Below are 22,969 nucleotides of genomic sequence, written 5' to 3' on the forward strand. Positions count from 1 at the left end.
CAGTCGTACGACGACCGTCTGGTCGTAGACGAAAGGGCGGGACCTCTTCGGAGGTCCCGCCCTTTCGTCGTCGTACGGCTTACGGTTTACGGCTCGAACTTGTAGCCCAAGCCCCGCACCGTCACCAGATACCTGGGCGCGCCCGGGTCCGGTTCGATCTTGGCGCGGAGGCGCTTGACGTGGACGTCGAGGGTCTTGGTGTCGCCGACGTAGTCGGCGCCCCAGACGCGGTCGATGAGCTGCATGCGGGTCAGGACGCGGCCCGCGTTGCGCAGGAGCATCTCCAGCAGGTCGAACTCCTTGAGGGGCAGGTCGACCTTGGAGCCGGAGACCGTGACCACGTGACGGTCCACGTCCATCCGGACCGGACCGGCCTCCAGCGCGGCGGGGCTGACCTCCTCGGGCTCGCCGCGGCGGCGCAGGACGGCCCGGATACGGGCGACCAGTTCGCGGGACGAGAAGGGCTTGGTGACGTAGTCATCGGCTCCTATTTCCAGTCCGACGACCTTGTCGATCTCGCTGTCCTTGGCGGTCACCATGATGACGGGCACGTTGGAGCGGCCGCGCAGCTGACGGCAGACCTCGGTGCCCGGCAGGCCGGGCAGCATCAGGTCGAGGAGGACGAGGTCGGCGCCGTTGCGCTCGAACTCGTCGAGTCCGTCTGGGCCCGTGGTCGCGACCGCGACCTCGAAGCCCTCCTTGCGGAGCATGTACGACAGGGCGTCGGAGAAGGACTCCTCGTCCTCGACGACAAGCACTCGGGTCACGGAAGGACCTCCGGGGCGGGAAGCGGTTCGTACGGGGATGGGTCGGGTCCGTCCTCATCATCGAGGTCGGCCGGGTGATGTGCGCGGTCGCGGGCAGCCCCCGCCTCCGGCAGCCGCAGGGTGAACGTGGAGCCTTGTCCCTCCGAGCTCCACACCGTGACCTCCCCGGCATGGGAGGCGGCCACGTGCTTGACGATCGCCAGGCCCAGGCCCGTGCCGCCGGTGGCACGGGAGCGGGCCGGGTCGACGCGGTAGAAGCGCTCGAAGATGCGCTCCTTGTCCTTGTCGGAGATGCCTATGCCCTGGTCGGTCACGGCGATCTCGATGAGGTCCCCGCCGGGCGCGGTCACCCGGCGGGCGGCTATGCCGACGCGGGTGCGGGCCGGGGAGTAGTTCACGGCGTTCTCGACGAGGTTGCCGAGGGCGGCGGCGAGCTGGCCGCGGTTGCCCCAGATCCTGAGATCCGCGGTGCCGCCGGCGGCCATGGTGATCTGCTTGGCGCCGGCCTGGTGGCGGCAGCGGTCGATGGCCTCGGCGACGAGTTCGTCGATCCGGACGGGTTCGGCGTCCTCCAGGGGGTCGTCGTTCTGGACCCGGGAGAGGTCGATGAGCTCCTGGACCAGGTTGGTGAGCCGGGTCGCCTCTATCTGCATACGGCCGGCGAAGCGCGTCACCGCCTCGGGGTCGTCGGAGGCGTCCATGACGGCCTCGGACAGCAGGGAGAGGGCGCCGACCGGGGTCTTGAGCTCGTGGCTGACGTTCGCGACGAAGTCGCGGCGTACCGCCTCGATGCGGCGGGCCTCCGTGAGGTCCTCGACCAGGAGGAGAACCAGCCGCGAGCCGAGGGGGGCGACACGGGCGGAGACCGCGAGGGCCTCGCCGCGTCCGGTTCCCCTTCTCGGCAGATCCAGTTCGACCTGTCGTATCTCTCCGTCTCTCCTGGTGTCGCGGGCCATCTGCAGCATGGGCTCGACGGCGAGTTTGCCGCCGCGGACCAGGCCGAGGGCGTAGGCGGCCGAGCTGGCCTTGACGACACCGTCGGCCTCGTCGAGGACGACGGCGGAGGAGCGGAGGACGGACAGGACGGTGTCCACGCCCGGCGGGAGCACCGGGTCGGTGTGCAGAGAGGTGCGGGTGGGGCGTTTCTGTTCCCGCTCGCTGACGCGGAACGCCAGCATGGCGATCACGCCGGTAAGTGCTCCGGCGATCGCTGCCACTGCGGCGACCGCCGCGTTCACGTCCATGCGTCCAGGTTAGGCACGGGATCGCTCCTGGCCACAGCCTTCGAGGTGCGAGCTCGAACACTCGTCGCCCAGAGTTCACCTTGGAGCCAGTGTTGGTTCATTTGGGGTGACGGAAATCGACGCGTACAGGGCCGAACGTGGGAGCGTGGGGTTCACAGCGCCGGTCGTCGGATGTTTCCGGTGGCTGGTTCTGGCCCCCGGAACCCCCGAGGCAGACGTAAGAGAGGGATCCCTGATGCGGGACGCGTACCACGAGGAACTTGACTCGATCGGCGACGGTCTGGTGGAGATGGCCCGGCTGGTGGGGTCGGCGATCGGGCGCGCCACGACGTCCATCCTCGACTCCGACCTGAAGCTGGCCGAAAGCGTCATCGAGGCCGACCAGAAGGTGGACGACCTCCAGCACGAGCTGGAGGCGCGGGCCATAGCCCTGCTGGCCAGGCAGCAGCCGGTGGCCACGGACCTCCGTATCGTCGTCACCTCCCTGCGGATGTCGGCGGACCTGGAGCGCTCGGGCGACCTCGCCCAGCACGTGGCGAAACTCGCCCGGCTGCGCTTCCCGGAGCGGGCCATCCCGCACGACCTGCACGCCACGATCCTGGAGATGGGCCAGCTCGCCCAGCGTCTGATGGCGAAGGCGGCGGAGGTCATCATCACCAAGGACGTCGACCTCGCGCTCCAGCTGGAGCAGGACGACGACGAGATGGACCTGCTGCACCGCACCCTCTTCCAGCACCTGCTGGACGACCGCTGGAAGCACGGCATCGAGACGGCGGTGGACGTCACCCTGCTGGGCCGCTACTACGAGCGGTTCGCCGACCACGCGGTGTCGGTGGCCAAGCGGGTGGTGTTCCTGGTGACGGGTGAGCACGCGGACGATCTGCAGGCGGACATCCAGCCGGCGACGGGGGTGGAAGGGGCCTGAGCCCCAGGCCTCTCGGAGGTGTGCGGGGGCCTGGCTCCTGGTCGAACCGGGGTGTGCGGGGCCTGTTCGGGGCGCGTGCAAGCCTCAGTGCGCCGTTGATGCGACCTCGTGGGCGGGCATGCAATGGGGACAGGGTCTGTGCCGAGAGTCAGACCCTTGCCTCGAGGAGGGACCCATGGCCGAATCCCCCAACACCCCCACGCCCGACCCCACGCAGGAACGCGGGACCGAGCAGCCCGCCGAGATCAGGAACCTGATGCTGATAGGCGCGTGCGGCTGCGGCTCGGGCTGCGGGTGCGGGTGCCAGTCGGGCAATCCGTGCCAGTGCGGCTGACGTCGCGCTTCTTGTCGTACGACGGTGAGGGCCCCGGTGATCGCGCCGGGGCCCTTCGCGTGTGCGGGCTCGGGTGTGCGGGTCAGGTGCCCGGGGTTTGGGTGACCGTGAGGAGGACCTCCGTGGTGGGCCGGAGGGTGCTGATGTCGCCGGGCTTCGTCTGCAGGGCGATGTCGACGGTCTCCGGATCTCCGCCGAAGCCGGTGCGTTGCTGCTCGACGAGGACGGCGGGCGCGTAGATCTGGGGGACGTCGCCGCACAGGCCGAGGTCGGCGGGAGGTGTGCCGACGTCACCGGTGAGGAAACGGCCGTCGGCGAGGTGGGTGAACCCGGTCGTCACGATCTTGTTCTGCTCGAGGTAGGCACGCATCGTCTTCGCGGTGCTGCGGAAGGCGACGGCCAGCTCGACGTCTTCGGTGCCGGCGGCGGGGTGGGTGACGTAGTGGACGTCCCGGGCACCGGCCGGCATCCGCAGGCCCACGGCGTCGAGCTCCACCTCCAACGGCACATCGCTGCCCTCGCAGGCCCGCGCGTCCGCGAACGGATACCCCTTGTCCGCGGCCACCAGCCACCCGCTCACCGCCAGTACCGCCGTGGCGAAACCGCCGCCGACCGCCCACCACATGCGTCGCATGGGGCGCACGGTAGCGGGCGGGGTGGGCGTGCGGTCATGGAATTGTCCGGGGGTTGACGGACTCCTTGCCTGCTCAGAACCACTCCTTCCACCACGGGACGTCGGGCGAGGAGTAGGGCAGGACACGGGCCCGGCGCAGGATGACGGCGTCGAGGTCGTGGAGCAGGGCACGGAGTTCGCGGGCGGACCTGGTGGGGAGGGCGTGGAGCACCTGTTCGAGGTGCTCGCGGAAGTACCCCGGGTCGCATCCGCACTCGGGGATGCCGCAGGTGTCGACGTCGCGGGTCAGATGGGCGAGGGGGCCGTGCGCGAGGGCGGCCCAGTACCGGAACGCGCTGTCCGTGTCCCCCGGCGAGAAGCGTCGGTGTTCGAGCCTGCGGATGTCGGCGGCACAGCCCGCGGAGATCCGGCCGATACGGGGACGGGGGTGCCGGGAACGTCGTACCCGTACCGGCGTCGCGGCCCGTACCGCGGAGGGGCGCCTACGCGGCATCGCCCTTTCGGCGGTGAGTCATGCGCGCAGGTTACCGGGGCGGGTGAGCCGGCCGCGCAGGGATTCGAAGAGCGCGCCGAGGGCGAGGGACTGGACCAGCGCGGCGAGCACGATGCTGCCGACGAACAGCCCGGGCATGTTCTCCCCCATCACCGCCGCGCCGAGCGCCGCGATCGGCACATACGCCGGGAGCGTCAGCATCGCCGGCCACACCCAGATCATCGAGCCGGACACATCGGAGTACAGCGGCTCGGAGGCGGCGACCACCAGCGCGACACCGACGACGGCGAGGTAGGCGAGCGAGGCGGGGTTGGCGAAGGTGAGACGGGTGAGGGTGCGGAGCGGGCGGGCGTTCATCGGTGGGTCCCCCTGTGAGTGGTCGTGTGACTTCATGGTGGGGGTGGGGTGGGGGGTGAGGCGTGAGTAGCGGTACTCACCGTCGTACTCATCCGGGAGCGGGGCGGTGCGGGCGGCCGTCCCTGACTGACCGAAGGACCCCGGCACAGAGACAAGCCCCCTGCCTGCGGGAAGGCCGCGGGCAGGGGACTTGGTTCGTACGGCTTACTTCTTCTTCTTGCCCTGATTCTTGACCGCCTCGATGGCCGCCGCGGCCGCGTCGGGGTCGAGGTAGGTGCCGCCCGGGTTGAGGGGCTTGAAGGCGGCGTCGAGTTCGTAGGACAGCGGGATGCCCGTGGGGATGTTCAGGCCCGCGATGTCGGCGTCGGAGATGCCGTCGAGGTGCTTGACGAGGGCGCGGAGGGAGTTGCCGTGGGCCGCGACCAGGACCGTGCGGCCCGCGAGGAGGTCGGGGACGATGCCGTCGTACCAGTACGGGAGCATGCGCGTCACGACGTCCTTGAGGCACTCCGTCCTCGGGCGGAGCTCCGGCGGGATCGTCGCGTAGCGCGGGTCGTCCGACTGGGAGTACTCGGTGCCGTCCTCGAGCGCGGGCGGCGGAGTGTCGTAGGAGCGGCGCCAGAGCATGAACTGCTCCTCGCCGAACTCCGCGAGGGTCTGCGCCTTGTCCTTGCCCTGGAGGGCACCGTAGTGACGCTCGTTCAGGCGCCACGAGCGGTGGACCGGGATCCAGTGGCGGTCCGCGGACTCCAGCGCGAGCTGTGCCGTACGGATGGCGCGCTTCTGGAGGGACGTGTGGACCACGTCGGGGAGGAGATCGGCGTCCTTCAGGAGTTCGCCACCGCGGACTGCCTCCTTCTCGCCCTTCTCGTTCAGGTTCACGTCCACCCAGCCGGTGAACAGGTTCTTCGCGTTCCACTCGCTCTCGCCGTGGCGGAGGAGGATCAGCTTGTACGGTGCGTCGGCCATGCGTATGAGCGTAATCCACCGACTCGATCGCTTGTGCCTCCGCTCGGCAGGCGGACGGTTGACGAGATCTGTTAATTGGGTGGCCTCCCCGAGCACCCCGATTGTAAGTTGCCGTTGCCGCCAGAGACACTTACATCATCCCGGGGGATCCGCCATGTCACCAGCCACCTTGAGACGTGCCCTCAGGGAATCCGTCTCCGGGCTCCCCCGCGAGTTCTGGTGGCTGTGGACCAGCACCCTCGTCAACCGGCTCGGTGCCTTCGTCGCCACCTTCATGGCGCTCTACCTCACGCTCGACCGCGGGTACTCCGCCTCGTACGCCGGTCTCGTCGCCTCCCTGCACGGTCTGGGCGGTGTCGTCTCGTCCGTCGGGGCCGGTGTCATGACCGACCGGCTGGGGCGGCGGCCCACGCTGCTCATCGCCCAGGCCTCCACCGCCGCCTCCGTCGCCCTGCTCGGCTTCATGCACCACCCGGTCGCCATCGCCGCCGTCGCCTTCCTCGTCGGTATGACGAGCAACGCCTCGCGGCCCGCCGTGCAGGCGATGATGGCCGACATCGTGCGGCCCGAGGACCGGGTGCGCGCCTTCTCGCTCAACTACTGGGCGATCAACCTCGGGTTCGCCATCTCCTCCATGGCCGCCGGGTTCATCGCCGAGTTCAGTTACCTCGCCGGCTTCCTCATCGAGGCCGGCATGACGGCCGCCTGCGCGATCGTGATCTTCCTGAAGCTGCCCGAGTCGCGGCCCGAACGCACGCCCACCGAGAAGGCGGCGGACAACGAGGTCGGGCTCGGCACCGTGCTCCGCGACGGGCGCTACATGGGTGTCGTCGGGCTGTCCTTCCTCATCGCCCTCGTCTTCCAGCAGGGCTCGGTCGGACTGCCGGTGGCGATGGGCGAGGCCGGGTTCACACCCGCCGACTACGGCATGGCGATCGCCGTGAACGGCATCCTCATCGTCGCGTTGCAGATCCCGGTCACCCGGTTCATCCAGCACCGCGATCCGCGTCGGCTGCTCGTCATCTCGTCCCTGCTCGCCGGATACGGCTTCGGGCTCACCGCCTTCGCCGGCTCCATCGGCGTCTTCGCCCTCACGGTCTGTGTCTGGACCCTCGCCGAGATCGTCAACGCCCCCACCCAGACCAGCCTGGTCGTCCGCCTCTCCCCCGTGCACGGCCGCGGTCGCTACCAGGGCATGTACACCCTGTCCTGGGCCGTCGCCTCCCTCGTCGCCCCGCTGATGTCCGGCCTGATCATCGACCAGTACGGCGCGGAGTGGCTGTGGGGACTGTGCGCGGTCGTCGGCACGCTGGCCGGTGTGGGCTACGGCGTGCTGATGCGGCGGCTGCCCGTCGAGGACCCGGCCCCGGCCGAGCCGCCGGTCACCGCCGAGCCCGAGGTCAGCACGGCCTGATCCCGGCCACCCACGAGCCGCCCCTGCCCCGTCCGCACAACCGGCCCTGACCTGCTGTCCCCTGTCCGTCGACTTTTCCCTACCCCGGGCGGGGACGCGTTTCCCGGCGGTATACAGGATGTCGCGGGGGGGCCGCCGGGGCCGCTGGGGCGGGAGACGGGCATGTCCGACAGTTCCGAGCCGATCTTCATCAGCTACGCCGGTCCGGACAAGGAGTGGGCGGAGTGGGTGGCCTGGCACCTCCAGGAGAACGGCTACCGGGTGGAGCTCGACCGCTGGCACTGGCGCACCGGCGACGACTTCGTGACGAAGATGAGCAGGGCGCTCGACCAGGCGTCCGCCGTCGTCGCCGTCTTCTCCCCGCGCTACTTCGAGGCGGGGCGGTACACCGAGGAGGAGTGGACCTCCGCGATCGCCCGACGGGGCCGACAGTCTCGGCAAGCTGCTCACCGAGACGGGCCGGGCCGCCGAGGCCGAGCAACTCCTCCGAGACACGAGGACCCGTGTACAGAAGGTCCTGGGTCGGGACCACTTGCTCTACTTCGCCGTCACACGCGATCTCGCCGACACCCTCGAAGCCCGCGGCCGCCAGTTCGAGGCGGCCAAACTCAGAGCATCCGTCCAACGCAAAGGCACCCCGAAGAAGCGCTGACCCTCACGGATGCATCCGCGCCCCCTTCACCACCTTGTCCACCCCGTTCCGCGCCCCATGAACCGCAATCCCCACCACATCCAACTCCGCCGTCCCCACAGCCCGCACCGCCGCCCGGTTGTCCCGGTCGTTCCCCGTGGAGAACAGATCGCCCGTGAACACCGAGCACGGCAGCCCACGGGACACAGCCCTCGCATGGGCCGCCGTCAAGGTCTCCTTGGTCCCCTCGAAAACCATCACCGGCTGCCGGAACATCGGCAGATAGACCACGCCGTCGGCGTCCTCGTACGGTTCCCCGACCACCTCGGGGACCACCGTGCCAAGGCCGCTGACCAGGAACGCGGTGACGTTCAGCCGCTGCCACGGCTCCAGGTCCTCCCGCAGCAGGACGGCGATCTTCGTATCGAATCGGATGGGTGCTTCGCTCATGCCATGAGACTGCCGGGCGGCCTACGACACCGTCTTGTACGTTCTTTGCATGGCCACCCGGCAGACCGTCTCCGCCTGGCGCCCCGCCGTCCCGGGCGTCGTGGAGGTCTTCCACGCTCACTACACCGGGTACGCCTACCCGATGCACGTCCATGACGCGTGGACGCTGCTGATCGTGGACGACGGGGCCGTTCGGTACGACCTCGACCGGCACGAGCACGGCACCCCGCACGACACGGTGTCCCTGCTGCCGCCGCACGTTCCGCACAACGGCTCCCCCGTCACGCCGGACGGTTTCCGCAAGCGGGTCATCTATCTCGACACCTCGCTGCTCGGAGAGGATCTCGTCGGGTCCGCCGTCGACACCCCCGATCTGCGGGACCCCCTGCTGCGGCAGCGCGTCGGACAGTTGCACCACGCCCTCGACCATCCCGGCGACGAGCTGGAGGCCGCGAGCAGGCTGACGTTCATCGGGGAACGGCTCACCGCTCAGCTGCGGCCGCGCCTGGTCACGGACGTCCCGCGCGCCGACCCCGCCCTCGCCCGGCGGCTGCGCGAGCTCCTCGACGAGCGGGTGGTCGAGGGGATCACCCTCGACGAGGCCGCCGCGCTGGTGCACGCGCATCCGGCCCATCTGGTACGGGCGTTCAGCACCGCCTACGGCATCGCGCCGCACCAGTACCTCAACTCCCGCCGCGTCGACCGCGCCCGGAGGCTCCTCCTCGACGGGGTGCGGCCGAGTGAGGTGGCCACCTCCACCGGCTTCTTCGACCAGTCCCATCTCACCCGGCACTTCAGGAAGTTGGTGGGGGTCACGCCGGGGCGGTACACGAAGGGAGGGTGAGACTTCGGATCGCGGCAGATCGGCAGCCGTAAGCGGACGTCCGTTCGAGAGGTTCGGCGGAAGACGCCCGTCCGGTGATCAGTGCCGCTTAGCGTCGGTCCATGGACAACTCAGAGGACACACAAGGCACTTCACAGCCCGACCACCGCACCTTAAGAGCCAGACGTTTCTCGACCGCCGTCGTCGGCGCGGCCGCCCTGGTCGCCCTCAGCGTCGGCGCCGCCCTCGCGGCGACCTCGGACGAGGAGCCCACCGCCGAACCCTCCGCGGGGATCAGCGTCCCGGCGGACGAGGGCACGGGCGGCTCCGGCGGTGGCGACACCACCGGCGGCAGCGACCCCAGCCCGAGCCCGACGTTCACGGAACCGGACGACCCCACCGAGGAACCGACCGAGGGCCCCACCGACGGGCCGTCCGCGCCCAGTGAGCTGGACGAGCTCAACCGGCGTATCTCCGAGCTCGACAAGAAGGTCGACGAGCTGCCCACCAAGAAGGAACTCGCGGACGCCTTGCGCGCGTTCGCCGACGAGCTCGACGAGAACGACCCTTCCGGCGAGTCCTGACGCGCCGGTCCGGGGTCAGTCGGACCGGTCCGACCGGTCGGCCGGGCGCTGGGTCAGGTGGGCGAACGCGTCCAGGTTGCGCGTCGGCTCACCCCGGGCCACACGCCACTCGTACTCCTTGCGGATCGCGGACGCGAAACCGAGCTCCAGCAGGGTGTTGAAGCTGCCGTCCGCCGCCTCCAGGGTCTGGCCCAGGAGGCGGTCGATCTCGTCGGCGGTGACGGCGGCGAGGGGGAGCTTGGCGGTGACGTAGACGTCGCCCAGCCGGTCCACGGCGTAACTCACGCCGTACAGCTTGAGGTTGCGCTCCAGGAGCCAGCGGTGGACGCCGGACTCGTTCTCGTCGGGGTGGCGGACGACGAAGGCGTTCAGGGAGAGGGAGTGGCGGCCGACCAGGAGCGAGACCGTCGTCTTCAGCTTGCGGGTGCCGGGGAGCTGGACGACGTAGTTGCCGGGGGCCGGGCTCTCCCACTCCAGGTCGTTGTCCTGGAGGACACCCTCGATGACCTGCGCCGCCTTCTGCTCCTCAGCCATGGTGGGAGCGTACGCGACGCCGGTGGGCCTGCATCGCGGCCGTGTAGACGTCCGCCGTCGCCGCGGCCGCGGTGTCCCAGCCGAAGGACTGCGCGTGCCGGGCGGCGGCCTCGCCCATGCGGGGCGCGAGGTGGGGGTCGTCGGCGAGGTCGCGGAGCACGCGCGCGTAGTCGGCGGGGTTGTGGCCTCGTACGAGGAAGCCCGTCTGGTTGTCGCGCACGGCCACCGGCAGGCCGCCGACCGCTGCCGCGAGGACGGGTGTGCCGGCCGCCTGGGCCTCTATGGCGACCAGGCCGAAGGACTCGCTGTACGACGGCATGACCAGCACGGACGCGGCCCGGAACCAGTCCGCGAGCTGTTCCTGGCCGACGGGCGGACGGAACCGTACAACGTCCGCGATGCCGAGCCGGGCGGCCAGCTTCTGCAGACCCTCGGGCTTGGCGAGGCCGCTGCCGCTGGGGCCGCCGACGATGGGCACGACCAGGCGGGAGCGCAGCTCGGGGCGCTCGTCGAGGAGGACGGCGACGGCGCGCAGGAGGACGTCGGGGGCCTTCAGGGGCTGGATGCGGCCCGCGAAGAGCGGGATGAGGGCGTCCTGGGGAAGGTCGAGGCGGGCGCGGGCGGCGGCGCGGCCGTCGGCGGGGCTGAAGCGGTCCAGGTTGACGCCGGGGTGGACCACGGCGACCTTGCCGGGGTCCGCGCTGTAGTGGCGTACGAGCTCGTCGGCCTCCTCCGCCGTGTTGGCGATGAGGCGGTCCGCGGCGTCGACGATCTGGGTCTCGCCGATGACCCGGGCGGCCGGTTCGGGGGTGTCGCCGTCGGCGAGGTTGGCGTTCTTGACCTTGGCCATGGTGTGCATGGCGTGGACCAGGGGGACGCCCCAGCGCTGGGCGGCGAGCCAGCCGACGTGGCCGGAGAGCCAGTAGTGCGAGTGGACGAGGTCGTAGTAGCCCGGGCGGTGGCCGGCCCATGCCTGCATCACGCCGTGCGTGAAGGCGCACAGCTGGGCGGGGAGCTCCTCCTTGGCGAGGCCCTCGTAGGGTCCGGCGTCGACGTGGCGGACGAGTACGCCGGGGGCGAGCTGGACCGTCGGCTCCAGTGCGGCGGTCGTCGCGCGCGTGAAGATCTCGACCTCGATGTTGATCGCGGCGAGGCGCTGCGCCAGCTCGACGATGTAGACGTTCATGCCGCCGGCGTCGCCGGTGCCGGGCTGGTGGAGCGGGGAGGTGTGCACGGAGAGCATCGCGATACGGCGGGGGCGGCGGTGCAGCCTCAGCCGCGGGGGCGCGGCCGGGGAGCGACGCCCGAGCCTGCTGACGTACTGGCTCACGTGGCGGTCCTCCTCGCAGCGGGCATGCCTGACGGAGGGTGTGGGGCGCCCTCCAAGGGGGTGCAACATCGGAGGGACGGGTTCCCATTCCGGGCACGGTGAATTTTGCTGAGCCATTACCGGGGATCGCTCAACTGTTCGGGGAGCGGGTGCGTCCTTAATGCCCTTCAGCCCGTCCGGCGCTTGAGGACGAGGCCCTTTCGGGGCCGTAGCGGGGGTCTGGGGGCGCAGCCCCCAGGGATGGGACGGGTAGGGACGGCGGGGGCGAGAACCCTCAGGGGCCGCGGTCGCGCCGGGCGCATACCCTCGTACCCATGACAGCCCGCGCAGCGCACCGCCCCGTGGGCACAGTGACGCGCGGGACCACCAACCCCAACCGGCTGCGCCGCATGGACCGCTGGATCACCGCGACCCACGGGCCCGGACTGCGGCGGACCGACGACCCCCTCGCCATCGATCTCGGATACGGGGCCGCCCCCTGGACCGCCGTCGAGCTGCTGCAGCGCCTCCGAACCGTCGCGCCACGCGCGCGTGTCGTAGGCGTGGAGATCGAGCCCGCCCGGGTCGCGGCCGCGAAGCCGTACGAGCGGGAGGGGCTCGAGTTCCGGCACGGGGGGTTCGAGGTCGCGGTCCAGCCGCGGCCGATGCTCATCCGGGCCGCCAATGTGCTGCGGCAGTACGAGGAGGGCGAGGTCGCCGAGGTGTGGGCGCGGCTGTCTGCGCGGCTCGCGCCGGGCGGCCTGCTCGTCGAGGGGACGTGTGACGAGATCGGGCGGCGGCATGTGTGGGTCGCGCTCGGACCGGAGGGGCCGCGGACGGTCACCTTCGCGACCCGGCTGGGGTCGCTGGAGCGGCCCTCCGACCTCGCCGAGCGACTGCCGAAAGCCCTCATCCACCGCAACGTCCCGGGTGAGCCCGTGCACGCTTTCCTGCGCGACTTCGACCGCGCCTGGGCCGCCGCCGCGCCCTACGCCTCGTACGGCGCCCGCCAGCGCTGGATCCGGGCGGTGCGGGATCTGACCGCCGACTGGCCTGTGACCGATGGGCCGGTGCGGTGGCGTCAGGGGGAAGTCACCGTGGCGTGGGGGGCGTTGGCCCCGCGCGGGTGAACCTCACTTGCCTGCCTGACCTGCGGGGAACGATCTCCGTGAGTCGTTCGTCACAAAGGCGGGGAGATCGTCATAGGGCGGGTGGATCAGGGGGATGGACGTACTGCCTCTGTCGTTTTCTGTCACGACATGGCACGATCCCCGGGCGTCCGTAAGTTACTGACGGTAAATCAGGTTTGGGGGCTGTGTATGGGTGCGGGCAAGCGCGGGCTGGTGACGGCTGCTGTGACCGTGGTCTGTGCGGTCACGGTGCTCGCGGCGCCGGGTACGGCGTTCGCCAGCCCGAGTCCCAGTCCCAGCCCCACGCCTTCGGCGTCCGCGACCGGCGGGACCAACAAGGACCTTGAGGCCGTCCGCAAGAAGCTGGACGACCTCTACCACGACGCCGCCGTCGCCACGGACGAGTACAACGCCGCCGAGGAAGCCGCCGACCAGCAGTCGGCCGCGATCGTCGCGCTGGCGAAGAAGATCGTCAAGGGCAAGGAGAAGCTGGCGCAGTTGGAGAAGCGCGCGGGCGACGCGGCCGCCGCCCAGTACCGCACCGGCGGACTGCCCGACGAGGCACAGCTGATGCTCAGCGACGATCCGCAGCAGTTCCTCAACGGCGCGGGCCGGATCCTGCAGGGCCAGCGCGCCACCAAGGGTCTCATCGCGGAAATGACCCGCACCCAGGAGGACTTGGAGCAGTACGCCAAGGACGCCTCCGCTCAGTGGAACAAGCTCGAGGCCAACCGGAAGACGAAGGCCGCCGCCAAGAAGAAGGTCAAGAAGCAGATCGCGGCGGCCGAGGAGCTCGAGTCCCAGCTGGAGAAGGAGGAGAAGGAGCGCCTCGCCCGGCTGGAGCAGCAGGCCGCCTATCAGGCGCAGACCGCCTGGCTGGACTCCGGGATCCTCGACGAGATCAACGGCAAGGCGTCCGCACAGGGCAAGAAGGCCGTGGAGTACGCGAGCGCCCAGATAGGCAAGCCCTACGAATGGGGCGCCGAGGGGCCGGGTTCGTACGACTGCTCGGGGCTGACCTCGCAGGCCTGGGCCAGTGCCGGGCAGGCCATTCCGCGGACCTCGCAGCAGCAGTGGAAGCAGCTGAAGCACGTCGACGTCGCGGACATGCGGCCCGGCGACCTCATCATCTACAACGCCGATGCCAGCCATGTCGCGATGTACATAGGTGACGGCGCGATCATCCACGCCCCGCGGCCGGGGCGGACGGTGACGATCGCCGGGGCGGGATCCATGCCGATTCTGGCGGTCGTGCGGCCTGACGCCTGAAATATGGGTATTTGAGATCGCGGGCGCCTGAGACCGGGGTCACGTGACGCACCGCACGCCGGCTGACTCCCCAAACCCGGCGCGGACGTGACGTTCGTCATTCCCGCACCTCGGGCGGGGTGTCCAACTGCGGTAGGGAACGCGGCATATGACAGCGGCCGCCTGCCGAGCCGGGTGCCGTACACCATTCCGTTGCGGCGCCGAGTACCGCTATGGTCCCCGTCGGTGGGTCGAGGTCCCTCGCCCCACCATGCCCTCGGGGGGAGGGAAGGACCCAAGACGATGCCCGTACCCGTACCGCGGCAGAGAGCGATCCCGGCCGTGGAAAGTGGTCAGGCGCCGGCCGCAACCGCAAGTGGCGGCCCTTCAAGGGAAGAGGCCCCGCGCACGGACGGCACGATCGAGAAGCACAACGGCACGACTCATCTGACGCTGCTGGTGATCGAGGACGATCCCGGCGGCTCGACGCTCGTGCCGGAGCTCCTCGACGCCGCCGGCAACCCCATCCGCGTCCGCACCGCCCGCAACCTCACCGAGGCCGAGCGGCTGCTCACCGACGACGTCCACTGCATCCTGCTGGACCTCGCGCTGCCCGCCCCCGTGCGCGGCGGTGACGACGAGCTCGCCGTGCTCAAGCACGTACTGGAGCTCGCGCCCCGGCACGCCGTCCTCGCCCTCACCGCCTCCGGCGACGCCGAGCGCGGCACGGAGGCCGTACGCGTGGGCGCCCAGGACTACCTCTTCCGGGACGAACTGGACAGCCGGCTGCTGAGCCGGGCGATCCGCTACGCCGTTGAGAGGAAACGTTCCGACACGGCCGAGCGGAGGCTCGCCGAGGGCCGGTTGCGGGCGCAGGAGAACCGCCGCCTGGAGCGGGGGCTGCTGCCCACGCCGCTCCTGGAGGGCTCCTCACTGCGGTTCGCCGCGCGCTACCGGCCGGGGCGTTCGCGTGCGCTCCTCGGCGGCGACTTCTACGACGTCGTCCGCACTCCCGACGGCACGGTCCACGCCATGATCGGCGACGTCTGCGGGCACGGGCCCGACGAGGCGGCGCTCGGTGTGGAGCTGCGCATCGCGTGGCGGGCGCTGACCCTGGCGGGGCTGTGCGGGGACGAACTGCTCGGCACGTTGCAGCAGGTCCTCGAGCACGAGCGGTCCGAAGACGAGATCTTCGCGACGCTGTGCACGGTGGACATCGCGCCGGACGGGCGTCGGGCGGGACTGTGCCTCGCGGGGCACCCTGCGCCGCTGGTCTCGCGGCCGGGGCGGCCGGCGCGGCTGCTGCCGTACGACAACAACGGGCCGGCGCTCGGGCTGCTGCCCGGTGCCCGGTGGCCGCGGATGCAGGTGGAGCTGGGGCGGGAGTGGAGTCTGATGCTCTACACCGACGGGCTGATCGAGGGGCGGGTCGGGGTCGGCAAGGAGCGGCTCGGTCAGGACGGCATGGTGGAGATGGTCCGTCGGCAACTGTCCGAAGGGCTGCAGGGGGAAGCGTTGCTGCGGGCGGCCGTCAGCGAGGTGCGGGAGTTGAACGGTGGCGAGCTGACGGACGACGTGGCTGTGCTGCTGCTTGATCGAACCGGGTGAGGTTGGACGGGGGCCCGCCGTTGTGGGCTCCTGTCGTTTGCCGGGTGCGCGTCCGTTGGGGCTGGTCGCGCCCACGCGGCAGAGCCGCAAATCGATACAGCCCCGCGCCCCTGGCGGCGTCGCCCCTGGCCGCGTCTGCTACCTGCCGCCGTTCCAGGGGCCGTACGGACCGTCGCTGCTGCTGCCGCCCCGGCCCCTGCCTCCGCCACCCGACACCTGGCGGAGCGCCGGGCGTACGTCGACGAAGAAGACGATCGAGGCGACCAGGCCCGCGAGCTGCAGGAAGAGCATCGGCACCAGGAGATTCACCGCGACCGCGACACCGAGGATGATCAGCCAGAAGCCCTTGTTGTTCTTGCTCGCCGCGCGGTACGCGTCATCACGGAACAGGGCGGCCATCACGAAGGCCACCACCGCGAATCCCAACATCGCGAGGTAGAGAATCCACATCAACCCCGCGAACCCCTGCATCAGCACAACGCCCACCACCTGACTCGGATCGTCGTTACGCGGTCACCGTACCCGTAGAACGGGCCGGGCACCCCAGGGGTGCCCGGCCGTCGTGGAAGTACCGGCCTCGTCGCTTACTTCGCGGGCGGGGTCGTCCTCTTGGCGGTGGTCTTCTTCGCCGTGGTCGTCTTGCGGGCGGTGGTCTTCTTGGCCGGGGCGGCCTCGGCGGGCTTGGCCTCGGCGGCGGGCTTCGGCTCTTCCTTGACCTCGACGGGCTCGGCCTTGGGCTCGACGGCCACGGCCAGCTCCTCGATCTCCTCGGCGGCCTCGCCACGCCAGGTCTTCACGGCCTGCTCGCCGTGCTCGGCGACCTTCTCGTAGGTCTCGCGGGCCTTCACGGCGTACTCGGCGGCGACCCCGACGCCACGCAGGGCGAGGTCCTGGGCGCTCTCGCCGAACTTCTTCAGGTCGGCGTCGATCGTGGTGCCGAGCTTCTTGATGTCGCCGTCCAGGGTCGCGATGAACTCGCCGACCCTGGCCTGGAGGGACTCCTGCGCCTCCTTGGCCTTGGCACTGGCCTCCTTGGCACGGGCGGCGGCCTTCTCCTGCACGGCCTTCGGGTCGGTGCCGCGCACGGCCTCGATACGGGCCGGGGCCTCGGCGCGCAGCTGCTCGACGATGCCGGGCACCTTCTTGGCCTCCTGGAGGGCGAGGTCACCGGCGCCGGCGAGGAAGTAGAGCGGGGTGGGGTCCGAAACGGCCTTGCGGATGTCGTCGGTGATGGCCATGGTGATGGTCCTCCCGGATCGCTTTCGTTTGAGGGTTTTGGTTCCGCGCTCGGTCAGCCGGTGTCTCAACTGGCCGTCTGCTGCGGGTCGGCGTCGCTGCCGTCGGTCGTGCGGGGTGCCGTGCTCTTCTTGCGGGTACGGCGCTTGGCAGTGCCACCCCGGGCTTCTTCGCCCGGTATGTCTGCCGGTACGTCGACCGTGGTGGCCTCCGCCTCGGGAGCGGGTGCCCCCTGCGAGCCGGTCTCCTCGGTGTCGGTCCCGAATCCGTTCTCCTTGCGGAAGGACTCGTAGATCTGGAGCAGCACCTGCTTCTGCCGCTCGTTGAGCGTCGGGTCGGCGATGATGACGGCACGCGTCTCCACCTCGTCCCGGTCGCGCTCGGCGTCGAGGATGCCGGCGCGGACGTACAGCGTCTCGGCGGAGATCCGCAGCGCCTTGGCGACCTGCTGCAGCACCTCCGCGCTCGGCTTGCGCAGCCCGCGCTCGATCTGGCTCAGATACGGATTGGACACCCCGGCGGCGTCGGCGAGCTGCCTGAGCGAGAGCTGGGCGTTTCGCCGCTGCTCGCGCAGGTACTCACCGAGATTGCCGACGTTGAGCGTTGCCATGGCCCCACTGTGCCTCACCCTTGCTAACTATTGCAAGCAGGCGCTTGCAAAAGTGCTCCACGCCACGTGGCCCGGCGGAGTGGGTGCATAGGATCGTCGGCATGGCACTGCGACCTGTTCAGCTGAACATCAAGGCTGTCGACGGCTCGGCGGTCGGCCGGTTCTGGGCGGAGGCGCTCGGCTGGAACCTTTTCCGACCCGGCGTGACCACCTATGTCGGACCCTCCGCCGAACTCGTCTGGCCGGACCCGGTCGCCGTCGGCATCGACGTCGTGCCGGTTCCCGAACCCAAGACGGCGACGAAGAACCGAGTGCACCTCGATCTCGCCACCACCTCCGCGGCCCATCAGGCGGAGTTGGTCACGCGCCTGAAGGCTCTCGGTGCGACGCCCGTCGACGTGGGCCAGGGCGGCGACGTGCCGTTCACGGTGCTCGCCGACCCGGAGGGCAACGAGTTCTGCGTGCTGGAGCCCCGCGAGATCTACCGGGACACCGGGCCGATCGCCGTGGTGGTCGTCGACTGCGCGGATCCGCGGGCCATGGCCCGGTTCTGGGGTGAGGCGGTGGACTGGCCGCTGCACGAGGTGACCGACGACCATGCGGTGTTCCGCTCCCCCAAGGGTGTCGGCCCGTATCTCGAGTTCCTCCGCACGCCCGACGTGAAGACCGTGCCGGACCGTATCCATCTCGACCTGCTGCCGTACCCCGGTGACGACAAGGAGGCGGAGGTGGCCCGGCTGCGGGCCCTCGGCGCCGTCGACCTCGACCTCGGCCAGGGCGACGTGCCGTGGACGTGCCTGACCGATCCGGAGGGGCACGAGTTCTGCGTCCTCGCGCCGTCCTGAGGCGACATGGCTTGCAGGTGCGGGGCGGGATCAGCTCGCTATGGCTTGCATGCGCGGGGCGAGATCAGCTCACTTCACTCGCCGGCATCAACCCGCCTGCCCCGTCAGCGCCTTGACCGCCGGCCGCAGAAGCGCCGCGACGCGTTCGGGCGGGGCGTCATGGAGGGCGGGCAGGGCGAGGAGCTGGTGGCCGATGGTAACGCCCAGGAGAGTGGTGACGATCAGGGCGGCGCGCAGTCCGGGGTCCTCGGCCGTCGGCAGGGTGGCGGCGACGCCGTCGATCTGGCGGGCGAGGGCCGCGCGGACGTGGTCGGCCGCGGCCGGGTCGGTGAGCATGGAGCGCATCATCGCCAGCGTGCCCTCGGGCAGACCGCCGAGCTTGAGGCCGAGCGTGGCGATGAGTTGATCGACCAGCGCTTCGGTGTCGGTGGGCGCCGGTGACACGGGGAGCGCCTGCACCGCCTGCGAGAACAGCTCGCGCTTCGAACCGAAGTACTGCATGACCAGGGCCGGGTCCACACCCGCCGCGGCCGCCACCGCACGGATGGTGGTGCGGTCGAAGCCCTTCTCCGCGAACAGCTCCCGGGCACTGTCGAGGATGCGCGCCTCGGTGGCCCGACGGCGGTCGGCGCGGGACCGATGCGGCGAGGAGGGGGACGTAGGCATCAATTCACTCTACAGCCGTTGACCGAATCACTCCGTCGTCTCTACGGTAATTAGGTCAACGCCTGTTGAGCGAAAGTGCATACGACTGGGGTGGTCACCATGCCCGAACCGCAGCTCCCCGCCCTCCGCACCCCACGCGAGGTGCTGGCCCGCTACTACCGGGCCATGGTCGACAAGTCCGCGGACGACCTCGCCGACCTGTACGCCGTGGACGCCGTGCACGAGTTCCCGTTCGCCGTCCCCGGCTTCCCGCCTCGCTACGACGGACGCGAGGCCGTACGTGCGGGATACCGGGTGGCCTGGGGCGGAAGCCCTGCCCGGGTGGACGAGATCAGGAAGATCGCGGCCTACGAGACCGCCGAACCCGGGGTGATCGTCGCCGAGCACGTCGTGGTGGGGTCGCTGCCGCCCCGGCCCACCGCCTTCACCGTCCCCGGCCTGCTGATACTCCATGTCCACGACGGACTGATCACCCGGGCGCGCGACTACATGGACGGTTCGGGGGTCGCCGGCGCCCGCGGATGAGCGCCCCGGGCTGCCGTCCGACTGGCCGTCCGCGCGAAAACCGGTGCGCGAAGATCGTCCGCGTCACAGACTGGCACGCATGACCGAAACGGATCCCAAGGACACCCTCCGCTTCTACCTCCAGTCCGCCCGCGACGCCCTCCTCTGGAAGCTCGAAGGGCTCTCCGAGTACGACGTCCGCCGTCCCCTGACACCGACCGGCACCAACCTCCTGGGGCTGGTGAAGCACGCGGCCGGCGTGGAGTTGGGGTATCTCGGCGACACCTTCGGGCGCCCGTCCGGGGAGCGACTCCCCTGGCTCGACACCGGTGCCGAGACCAACGGCGACATGTGGGCCACCGCCGACGAGTCGCGCGAGGACATCGTGGGCCTGTACCGCCGGGCGTGGGCGCACGCGGACGCGACACTCGACGCGCTGGCCCTGGACACCGTGGGCAAGGTGCCGTGGTGGCCGGACGGCAAGGACGAGGTCACGCTGCATCATGCGATGGTCCGCGTGATCGCCGACACGCACCGGCACGCCGGGCACGCCGACATCCTCCGGGAGCTCATGGACGGTGCCGCCGGGATGAACCAGGGCAACGACAGCATGGCCTCGCAGGACCCGGCCTGGTGGGAGGCCTACCGGGAGCGGCTGGAGCGTGCGGCTCGGGAGGCCGACCGGAAGGGCTGACCAAGTACGCACAAAAAAGTGGGTACTTGGCACCGGGGCCGGGTGGATCAGAAGCTGGTCACGAAGGGCCGGCGAAGGAAAGGGGATCGGAAGCCGGGAGGGATCAGGAAGCGGCCTGCTTCTCCATGTGGCGGTGGCCCCAGTCGGACAACGGGGCCAGCAGCTCGGAGAGTTCACGGCCGAAGGCGGTCAGGGAGTAGACCGTCTTGAGCGGCAGGACGTCGTGCACCTCCCGGTGCACAAGACCGTCCGCCTCCATCGCGCGCAGCGCCTCGGTCAGCACCTTCTCGCTGAGGCCCGGCAGTTGCCTGCGCAGCTCACCGGGCCGTTGCGGACCGGCCTCCAGCAGCCACAGCAGCGAGGTCTTCCACTTGCCGTCGATCACCGTGATCGCGGCGGTCACTCCGCAGGTGTTCATGTCCAGGACGCGCGCGCAGCCCATCTCCGCCCCCTTCGTCGTCATTCCTAACGGCCTGCCAATGGCCTCTGTTCCCATAGGAGTTGCAGCATGCCCCTGTCCTCTTCCGTCACCGTCCTCGGCCTGGGCCCGATGGGCCACGCGCTGGCCGGTGCCTTCCTGGACGCCGGTCTGCGGACCACGGTCTGGAACCGCACACCGGGCCGGGACCTCGACCTCAAGGAGCGAGGGGCGATCAGCGCCCCCTCGGCCGCCGACGCGGTCGCCGCGAGCCCGCTGACGGTCGTCTGCGTGGTCAACTACGACGCCGCCGACACCTTCCTGCGGACGGAACCCGTCACCGACGCCCTCAAGGGCCGTACCGTCGTGAACTTCTCCAGCGACGCCCCCGACCGCGCCCGCCGCGCCGCCGACTGGGCCGCCGAGCACGGCATCCGCTACCTGGACGGCGCGATCATGACGCCGATCACGACCATCGGCACGCCCCACGCGGTCTTCCTGCACAGCGGCCCCGAGGACCTCTACGCCGAGCACCGCCCCGCCCTGGACGCGCTGGGCGGCACCCACACCCACCTCGGCGCGGACCCCGGCCGGGCCGCCGCCCACGACATCGCCCTGCTCGACATCTTCTGGACGGCCACCGCGGGCTACGTCCACGCCCTCGCGCTGGCCCGCGCCGAGGGCATCACCGCCCGTGAACTGGCCCCCTTCGCCCAGGGCATCGGCGCGATCCTGCCGCCGCTGTTCGCCGAGTGGGCGGACGACATCGACGACGGCACCTACTCCGGCGAGGGCAACCCGCTGACCTCGTCGGTCTCCTCGATGGCCCACATCGTCCACACCGCCGAGGCGCACGGCATCGACTCGGCCGTACTGCGCGCCGCCGAGGGCCAGGCCCGCCGCGCCGTTGGTCTGGGCCACGGCACGGACGGCATCACCCGGCTGACCGAGCTGTTGGGCCGCCGCTGAGCCGGTGCGCTACGACCGCCCGGATCGCAGCCAGTCCGCTACGACCGAGAAGTCCGCGTCGGTGATCCCGTACCGGTGATCGACGCGGTGGAGCAGGGCCGGTGCGGGATGGTGATCCGCCACCCATGCCCGGTCCTCCGGACCGATCTCGTCGTCGATCCAGACGAAGGGCCGCCCGGCCGCCCGGGCGAGGAGGGGCAGCGTCTTCCAGTGCAGGGCGCCGTCCTCCTCGCCGGCCGGGTCCGGCCAGTCCACGGCGGGCAGCGGGGGCAGCCCGAGCCAGGGGGCGAGGAGGTCGTTGGCGTCCTGTGCCGCCCAGGTCGTGGCCCATACGAGCTCGCAGCCCAACGCCGTGAGCTGCGGCCCCAGACCGGGATCGACGCGGGTCAGCAAGGGGTGGCCGGCGGCCGCCGCACCGCCGTAGGCCGGATAAGGCCGCGAGGATCCGAACGGCAGGATCGTCCCGTCGATGTCGAGAAAGAGAATCATCGGCAGCCAGCATGCACCGCTCGCGACCGCGTGCACCGATATTCGGTGGCGCCGTTCATGACCGCGGGACTACCGTCCTTCCCATGACTGCCGGGTTTGCGGCCACGCGCCGCGCGACAGTTGGGTACCCGGCCTCCGAGTGAGGCCGGTGCGGGCCAGAGGTCCGCCGCCTTCTCTTCGCCCTCGCCTCCCAGAGACCAGCGACGAAGAGAAAGAAGAGAATGCCCAACGACTTCAACCAGCCGATCATCGACGAGTTCCGGGCCAACAACGGCCGCGTCGGCGGCATGTTCGAGGGTGCCCGGCTGCTCCTGCTGACCACGACCGGCGCCCGCACCGGCGCCCCGCACACCACCCCCCTCGGCTACCTCCCCGACGGCGGCGACCGCGTTCTGGTCATCGCCTCCGCGGGCGGCTCCCCCAGGCACCCGGCCTGGTATCACAACCTGCGCGCGAACCCCCAAGTGACCGTCGAGAGCGGCGCGTTCACCTACGAGGCCCGGGCCGTCGTCCTGGAGGGCGAGGAGCGCGACCGGTCGTTCGCGCGGGCGGTGGAGACGGAGCCGGGCTGGGCGGCGTACCAGGAGAAGGCCGGTGACCGGGTGATCCCGATGGTCGCCCTGTACGAGAACGAGGCACCCGGTCCGCCGAACATCCGGGCCGGCTCCATGGGCGAGGCCATCAGGCTCGTCCACGACAACTTCCGCCACGAACTCGCCCTGATCCGCGAGGAGATGCGCAAGAACACCGGCTCGCCCCTCGGCGCCCAGCTCCGCGTCAACTGCCTCACCTTCTGTCAGGGCATCCACAACCACCACACCGGCGAGGACATGGGCCTGTTCCCCTTCCTCGCCGACCGGCACCCCGAGGCGGCCCCCGTGCTGGCGCGCCTGGGCGAGGAGCACGAGCGGATCGCCGCGCTGGTGGAGGAACTGAAGCAGGTGGTGTGGACGGCGGGCGAGCCCGCCACGGCCCAGGCGGAGGTCGAACGGCTCGCGGCCGAACTGGAGGCCCATCTGACGTACGAGGAGGAGCAGTTGATCCCACTGCTGGGCGGCTGAGATCCCTTCGCAGGGGCAGCGGC

At 70.6% G+C, this 22,969-nt stretch carries 29 protein-coding genes and 1 pseudogene; 15 read left to right on the forward strand and 15 right to left on the reverse strand.

The window, feature by feature from the left end:
* Window positions 1-86: 86 nt before the first annotated feature.
* Complete coding sequence (locus OHU89_RS23240; RefSeq protein ID WP_266890667.1) at window positions 87-767, reverse strand: response regulator transcription factor; 681 nt, start codon at window positions 765-767, stop codon at window positions 87-89.
* Entirely contained in the window at window positions 764-2,011 is a 1,248-nt protein-coding gene (locus OHU89_RS23245; RefSeq protein WP_266890665.1) for a cell wall metabolism sensor histidine kinase WalK, read from the reverse strand. Before OHU89_RS23245 ends, OHU89_RS23240 begins: the two co-directional genes overlap by 4 nt.
* 235 nt (window positions 2,012-2,246) lie before the next feature.
* On the opposite strand from OHU89_RS23245, the gene phoU reads away from it, so the two are divergent.
* Together phoU and OHU89_RS23255 are read left to right on the forward strand one after the other, a co-directional pair.
* On the forward strand, window positions 2,247-2,936 hold the full coding sequence (phoU, locus tag OHU89_RS23250) for a phosphate signaling complex protein PhoU (RefSeq protein ID WP_046258770.1): 690 nt from the start codon (window positions 2,247-2,249) through the stop codon (window positions 2,934-2,936).
* Between the two features lie 175 nt (window positions 2,937-3,111).
* On the forward strand, window positions 3,112-3,270 hold the full coding sequence (locus tag OHU89_RS23255; protein ID WP_405645554.1) for a hypothetical protein: 159 nt from the start codon (window positions 3,112-3,114) through the stop codon (window positions 3,268-3,270).
* 82 nt (window positions 3,271-3,352) lie between these two features.
* Here the strand turns inward: OHU89_RS23255 and OHU89_RS23260 are convergent, their stop codons facing one another.
* From OHU89_RS23260 to OHU89_RS23275, 4 genes are all read right to left on the reverse strand, one after another.
* Window positions 3,353-3,904: a hypothetical protein gene (locus OHU89_RS23260; protein WP_405645556.1), complete on the reverse strand. Its 552-nt coding sequence runs from the start codon at window positions 3,902-3,904 to the stop codon at window positions 3,353-3,355.
* A 73-nt stretch (window positions 3,905-3,977) separates the two neighbouring features.
* The gene (locus OHU89_RS23265) at window positions 3,978-4,397 is read right to left on the reverse strand and encodes a hypothetical protein (RefSeq protein WP_405645557.1); all 420 of its coding nucleotides are present in this window, start codon (window positions 4,395-4,397) and stop codon (window positions 3,978-3,980) included.
* Window positions 4,398-4,415: 18 nt separating this feature from the next.
* Window positions 4,416-4,754, reverse strand: a complete 339-nt coding sequence (locus OHU89_RS23270; protein WP_405645559.1) for an SCO4225 family membrane protein — start codon at window positions 4,752-4,754, stop codon at window positions 4,416-4,418.
* 204 nt (window positions 4,755-4,958) lie between these two features.
* Window positions 4,959-5,723, reverse strand: a complete 765-nt coding sequence (locus tag OHU89_RS23275) for a phosphoglyceromutase (protein WP_405645561.1) — start codon at window positions 5,721-5,723, stop codon at window positions 4,959-4,961.
* A 154-nt stretch (window positions 5,724-5,877) separates the two neighbouring features.
* On the opposite strand from OHU89_RS23275, the gene OHU89_RS23280 reads away from it, so the two are divergent.
* From OHU89_RS23280 to OHU89_RS23290, 3 genes and pseudogenes are all read left to right on the forward strand, one after another.
* Entirely contained in the window at window positions 5,878-7,137 is a 1,260-nt protein-coding gene (locus OHU89_RS23280) for an MDR family MFS transporter (protein WP_405645563.1), read from the forward strand.
* Window positions 7,138-7,299: 162 nt separating this feature from the next.
* Window positions 7,300-7,548 (forward strand): annotated as a pseudogene (locus OHU89_RS23285) (toll/interleukin-1 receptor domain-containing protein); the annotation flags it as partial.
* A gap of 31 nt (window positions 7,549-7,579) precedes the next feature.
* Window positions 7,580-7,789, forward strand: coding sequence for a tetratricopeptide repeat protein (locus tag OHU89_RS23290; protein WP_405654616.1), 210 nt, complete (start codon window positions 7,580-7,582; stop codon window positions 7,787-7,789).
* 3 nt (window positions 7,790-7,792) lie between these two features.
* Here OHU89_RS23290 and OHU89_RS23295 read toward each other — a convergent pair whose 3' ends face one another.
* The gene (locus OHU89_RS23295; protein ID WP_405645565.1) at window positions 7,793-8,218 is read right to left on the reverse strand and encodes a DUF2000 family protein; all 426 of its coding nucleotides are present in this window, start codon (window positions 8,216-8,218) and stop codon (window positions 7,793-7,795) included.
* A gap of 49 nt (window positions 8,219-8,267) precedes the next feature.
* Between OHU89_RS23295 and OHU89_RS23300 the strand changes: the two genes are divergently transcribed.
* Together OHU89_RS23300 and OHU89_RS23305 are read left to right on the forward strand one after the other, a co-directional pair.
* On the forward strand, window positions 8,268-9,062 hold the full coding sequence (locus OHU89_RS23300; protein WP_266890646.1) for an AraC family transcriptional regulator: 795 nt from the start codon (window positions 8,268-8,270) through the stop codon (window positions 9,060-9,062).
* Between the two features lie 101 nt (window positions 9,063-9,163).
* The gene (locus OHU89_RS23305; RefSeq protein ID WP_405645568.1) at window positions 9,164-9,625 is read left to right on the forward strand and encodes a hypothetical protein; all 462 of its coding nucleotides are present in this window, start codon (window positions 9,164-9,166) and stop codon (window positions 9,623-9,625) included.
* A 15-nt stretch (window positions 9,626-9,640) separates the two neighbouring features.
* On the opposite strand, the gene OHU89_RS23310 is transcribed toward OHU89_RS23305, so the two are convergent.
* Together OHU89_RS23310 and mshA are read right to left on the reverse strand one after the other, a co-directional pair.
* Window positions 9,641-10,159, reverse strand: a complete 519-nt coding sequence (locus tag OHU89_RS23310; RefSeq protein WP_266890642.1) for a YbjN domain-containing protein — start codon at window positions 10,157-10,159, stop codon at window positions 9,641-9,643.
* Window positions 10,152-11,489 (reverse strand): D-inositol-3-phosphate glycosyltransferase, encoded by a 1,338-nt coding sequence (gene mshA, locus OHU89_RS23315; RefSeq protein ID WP_365400973.1) that lies wholly within the window; start codon window positions 11,487-11,489, stop codon window positions 10,152-10,154. Before mshA ends, OHU89_RS23310 begins: the two co-directional genes overlap by 8 nt.
* 314 nt (window positions 11,490-11,803) lie before the next feature.
* On the opposite strand from mshA, the gene OHU89_RS23320 reads away from it, so the two are divergent.
* From OHU89_RS23320 to OHU89_RS23330, 3 genes are all read left to right on the forward strand, one after another.
* Entirely contained in the window at window positions 11,804-12,598 is a 795-nt protein-coding gene (locus OHU89_RS23320) for a class I SAM-dependent methyltransferase (protein WP_405645570.1), read from the forward strand.
* 189 nt (window positions 12,599-12,787) lie between these two features.
* Window positions 12,788-13,867, forward strand: coding sequence for an NlpC/P60 family protein (locus tag OHU89_RS23325; protein ID WP_266890636.1), 1,080 nt, complete (start codon window positions 12,788-12,790; stop codon window positions 13,865-13,867).
* Between the two features lie 282 nt (window positions 13,868-14,149).
* Window positions 14,150-15,454: a PP2C family protein-serine/threonine phosphatase gene (locus tag OHU89_RS23330; protein WP_266890634.1), complete on the forward strand. Its 1,305-nt coding sequence runs from the start codon at window positions 14,150-14,152 to the stop codon at window positions 15,452-15,454.
* Window positions 15,455-15,592: 138 nt separating this feature from the next.
* Here OHU89_RS23330 and OHU89_RS23335 read toward each other — a convergent pair whose 3' ends face one another.
* From OHU89_RS23335 to OHU89_RS23345, 3 genes are all read right to left on the reverse strand, one after another.
* Window positions 15,593-15,931 (reverse strand): DUF2516 family protein, encoded by a 339-nt coding sequence (locus OHU89_RS23335; protein ID WP_405654618.1) that lies wholly within the window; start codon window positions 15,929-15,931, stop codon window positions 15,593-15,595.
* A 107-nt stretch (window positions 15,932-16,038) separates the two neighbouring features.
* Window positions 16,039-16,692: a hypothetical protein gene (locus OHU89_RS23340; protein WP_405645573.1), complete on the reverse strand. Its 654-nt coding sequence runs from the start codon at window positions 16,690-16,692 to the stop codon at window positions 16,039-16,041.
* A gap of 65 nt (window positions 16,693-16,757) precedes the next feature.
* Window positions 16,758-17,300: a helix-turn-helix domain-containing protein gene (locus OHU89_RS23345; protein WP_266890628.1), complete on the reverse strand. Its 543-nt coding sequence runs from the start codon at window positions 17,298-17,300 to the stop codon at window positions 16,758-16,760.
* Window positions 17,301-17,401: 101 nt separating this feature from the next.
* Here OHU89_RS23345 and OHU89_RS23350 point away from each other — a divergent pair, with 101 nt between their 5' ends.
* Window positions 17,402-18,145: a VOC family protein gene (locus OHU89_RS23350; RefSeq protein WP_405645575.1), complete on the forward strand. Its 744-nt coding sequence runs from the start codon at window positions 17,402-17,404 to the stop codon at window positions 18,143-18,145.
* An 87-nt stretch (window positions 18,146-18,232) separates the two neighbouring features.
* Here OHU89_RS23350 and OHU89_RS23355 read toward each other — a convergent pair whose 3' ends face one another.
* On the reverse strand, window positions 18,233-18,811 hold the full coding sequence (locus tag OHU89_RS23355; protein ID WP_405645577.1) for a TetR/AcrR family transcriptional regulator: 579 nt from the start codon (window positions 18,809-18,811) through the stop codon (window positions 18,233-18,235).
* A gap of 99 nt (window positions 18,812-18,910) precedes the next feature.
* Here OHU89_RS23355 and OHU89_RS23360 point away from each other — a divergent pair, with 99 nt between their 5' ends.
* Both OHU89_RS23360 and OHU89_RS23365 read left to right on the forward strand, forming a co-directional pair.
* Window positions 18,911-19,336, forward strand: a complete 426-nt coding sequence (locus OHU89_RS23360; protein WP_405645578.1) for a nuclear transport factor 2 family protein — start codon at window positions 18,911-18,913, stop codon at window positions 19,334-19,336.
* 79 nt (window positions 19,337-19,415) lie between these two features.
* Window positions 19,416-20,009, forward strand: a complete 594-nt coding sequence (locus OHU89_RS23365; protein WP_405645580.1) for a DinB family protein — start codon at window positions 19,416-19,418, stop codon at window positions 20,007-20,009.
* 103 nt (window positions 20,010-20,112) lie between these two features.
* Here the strand turns inward: OHU89_RS23365 and OHU89_RS23370 are convergent, their stop codons facing one another.
* Window positions 20,113-20,472, reverse strand: coding sequence for a helix-turn-helix domain-containing protein (locus OHU89_RS23370; protein ID WP_266890619.1), 360 nt, complete (start codon window positions 20,470-20,472; stop codon window positions 20,113-20,115).
* A 45-nt stretch (window positions 20,473-20,517) separates the two neighbouring features.
* Between OHU89_RS23370 and OHU89_RS23375 the strand changes: the two genes are divergently transcribed.
* Entirely contained in the window at window positions 20,518-21,396 is an 879-nt protein-coding gene (locus tag OHU89_RS23375) for an NAD(P)-dependent oxidoreductase (RefSeq protein ID WP_405645581.1), read from the forward strand.
* A gap of 9 nt (window positions 21,397-21,405) precedes the next feature.
* Here OHU89_RS23375 and OHU89_RS23380 read toward each other — a convergent pair whose 3' ends face one another.
* Entirely contained in the window at window positions 21,406-21,885 is a 480-nt protein-coding gene (locus tag OHU89_RS23380) for an HAD domain-containing protein (RefSeq protein WP_405645583.1), read from the reverse strand.
* 221 nt (window positions 21,886-22,106) lie between these two features.
* On the opposite strand from OHU89_RS23380, the gene OHU89_RS23385 reads away from it, so the two are divergent.
* Window positions 22,107-22,946 (forward strand): nitroreductase/quinone reductase family protein, encoded by an 840-nt coding sequence (locus OHU89_RS23385; protein WP_405645584.1) that lies wholly within the window; start codon window positions 22,107-22,109, stop codon window positions 22,944-22,946.
* Window positions 22,947-22,969 lie beyond the last annotated feature (23 nt).

Origin of the sequence: Streptomyces sp. NBC_00019, assembly GCF_045041015.1 — a bacterium.
In the GTDB taxonomy this organism is placed as follows: domain Bacteria; phylum Actinomycetota; class Actinomycetes; order Streptomycetales; family Streptomycetaceae; genus Streptomyces.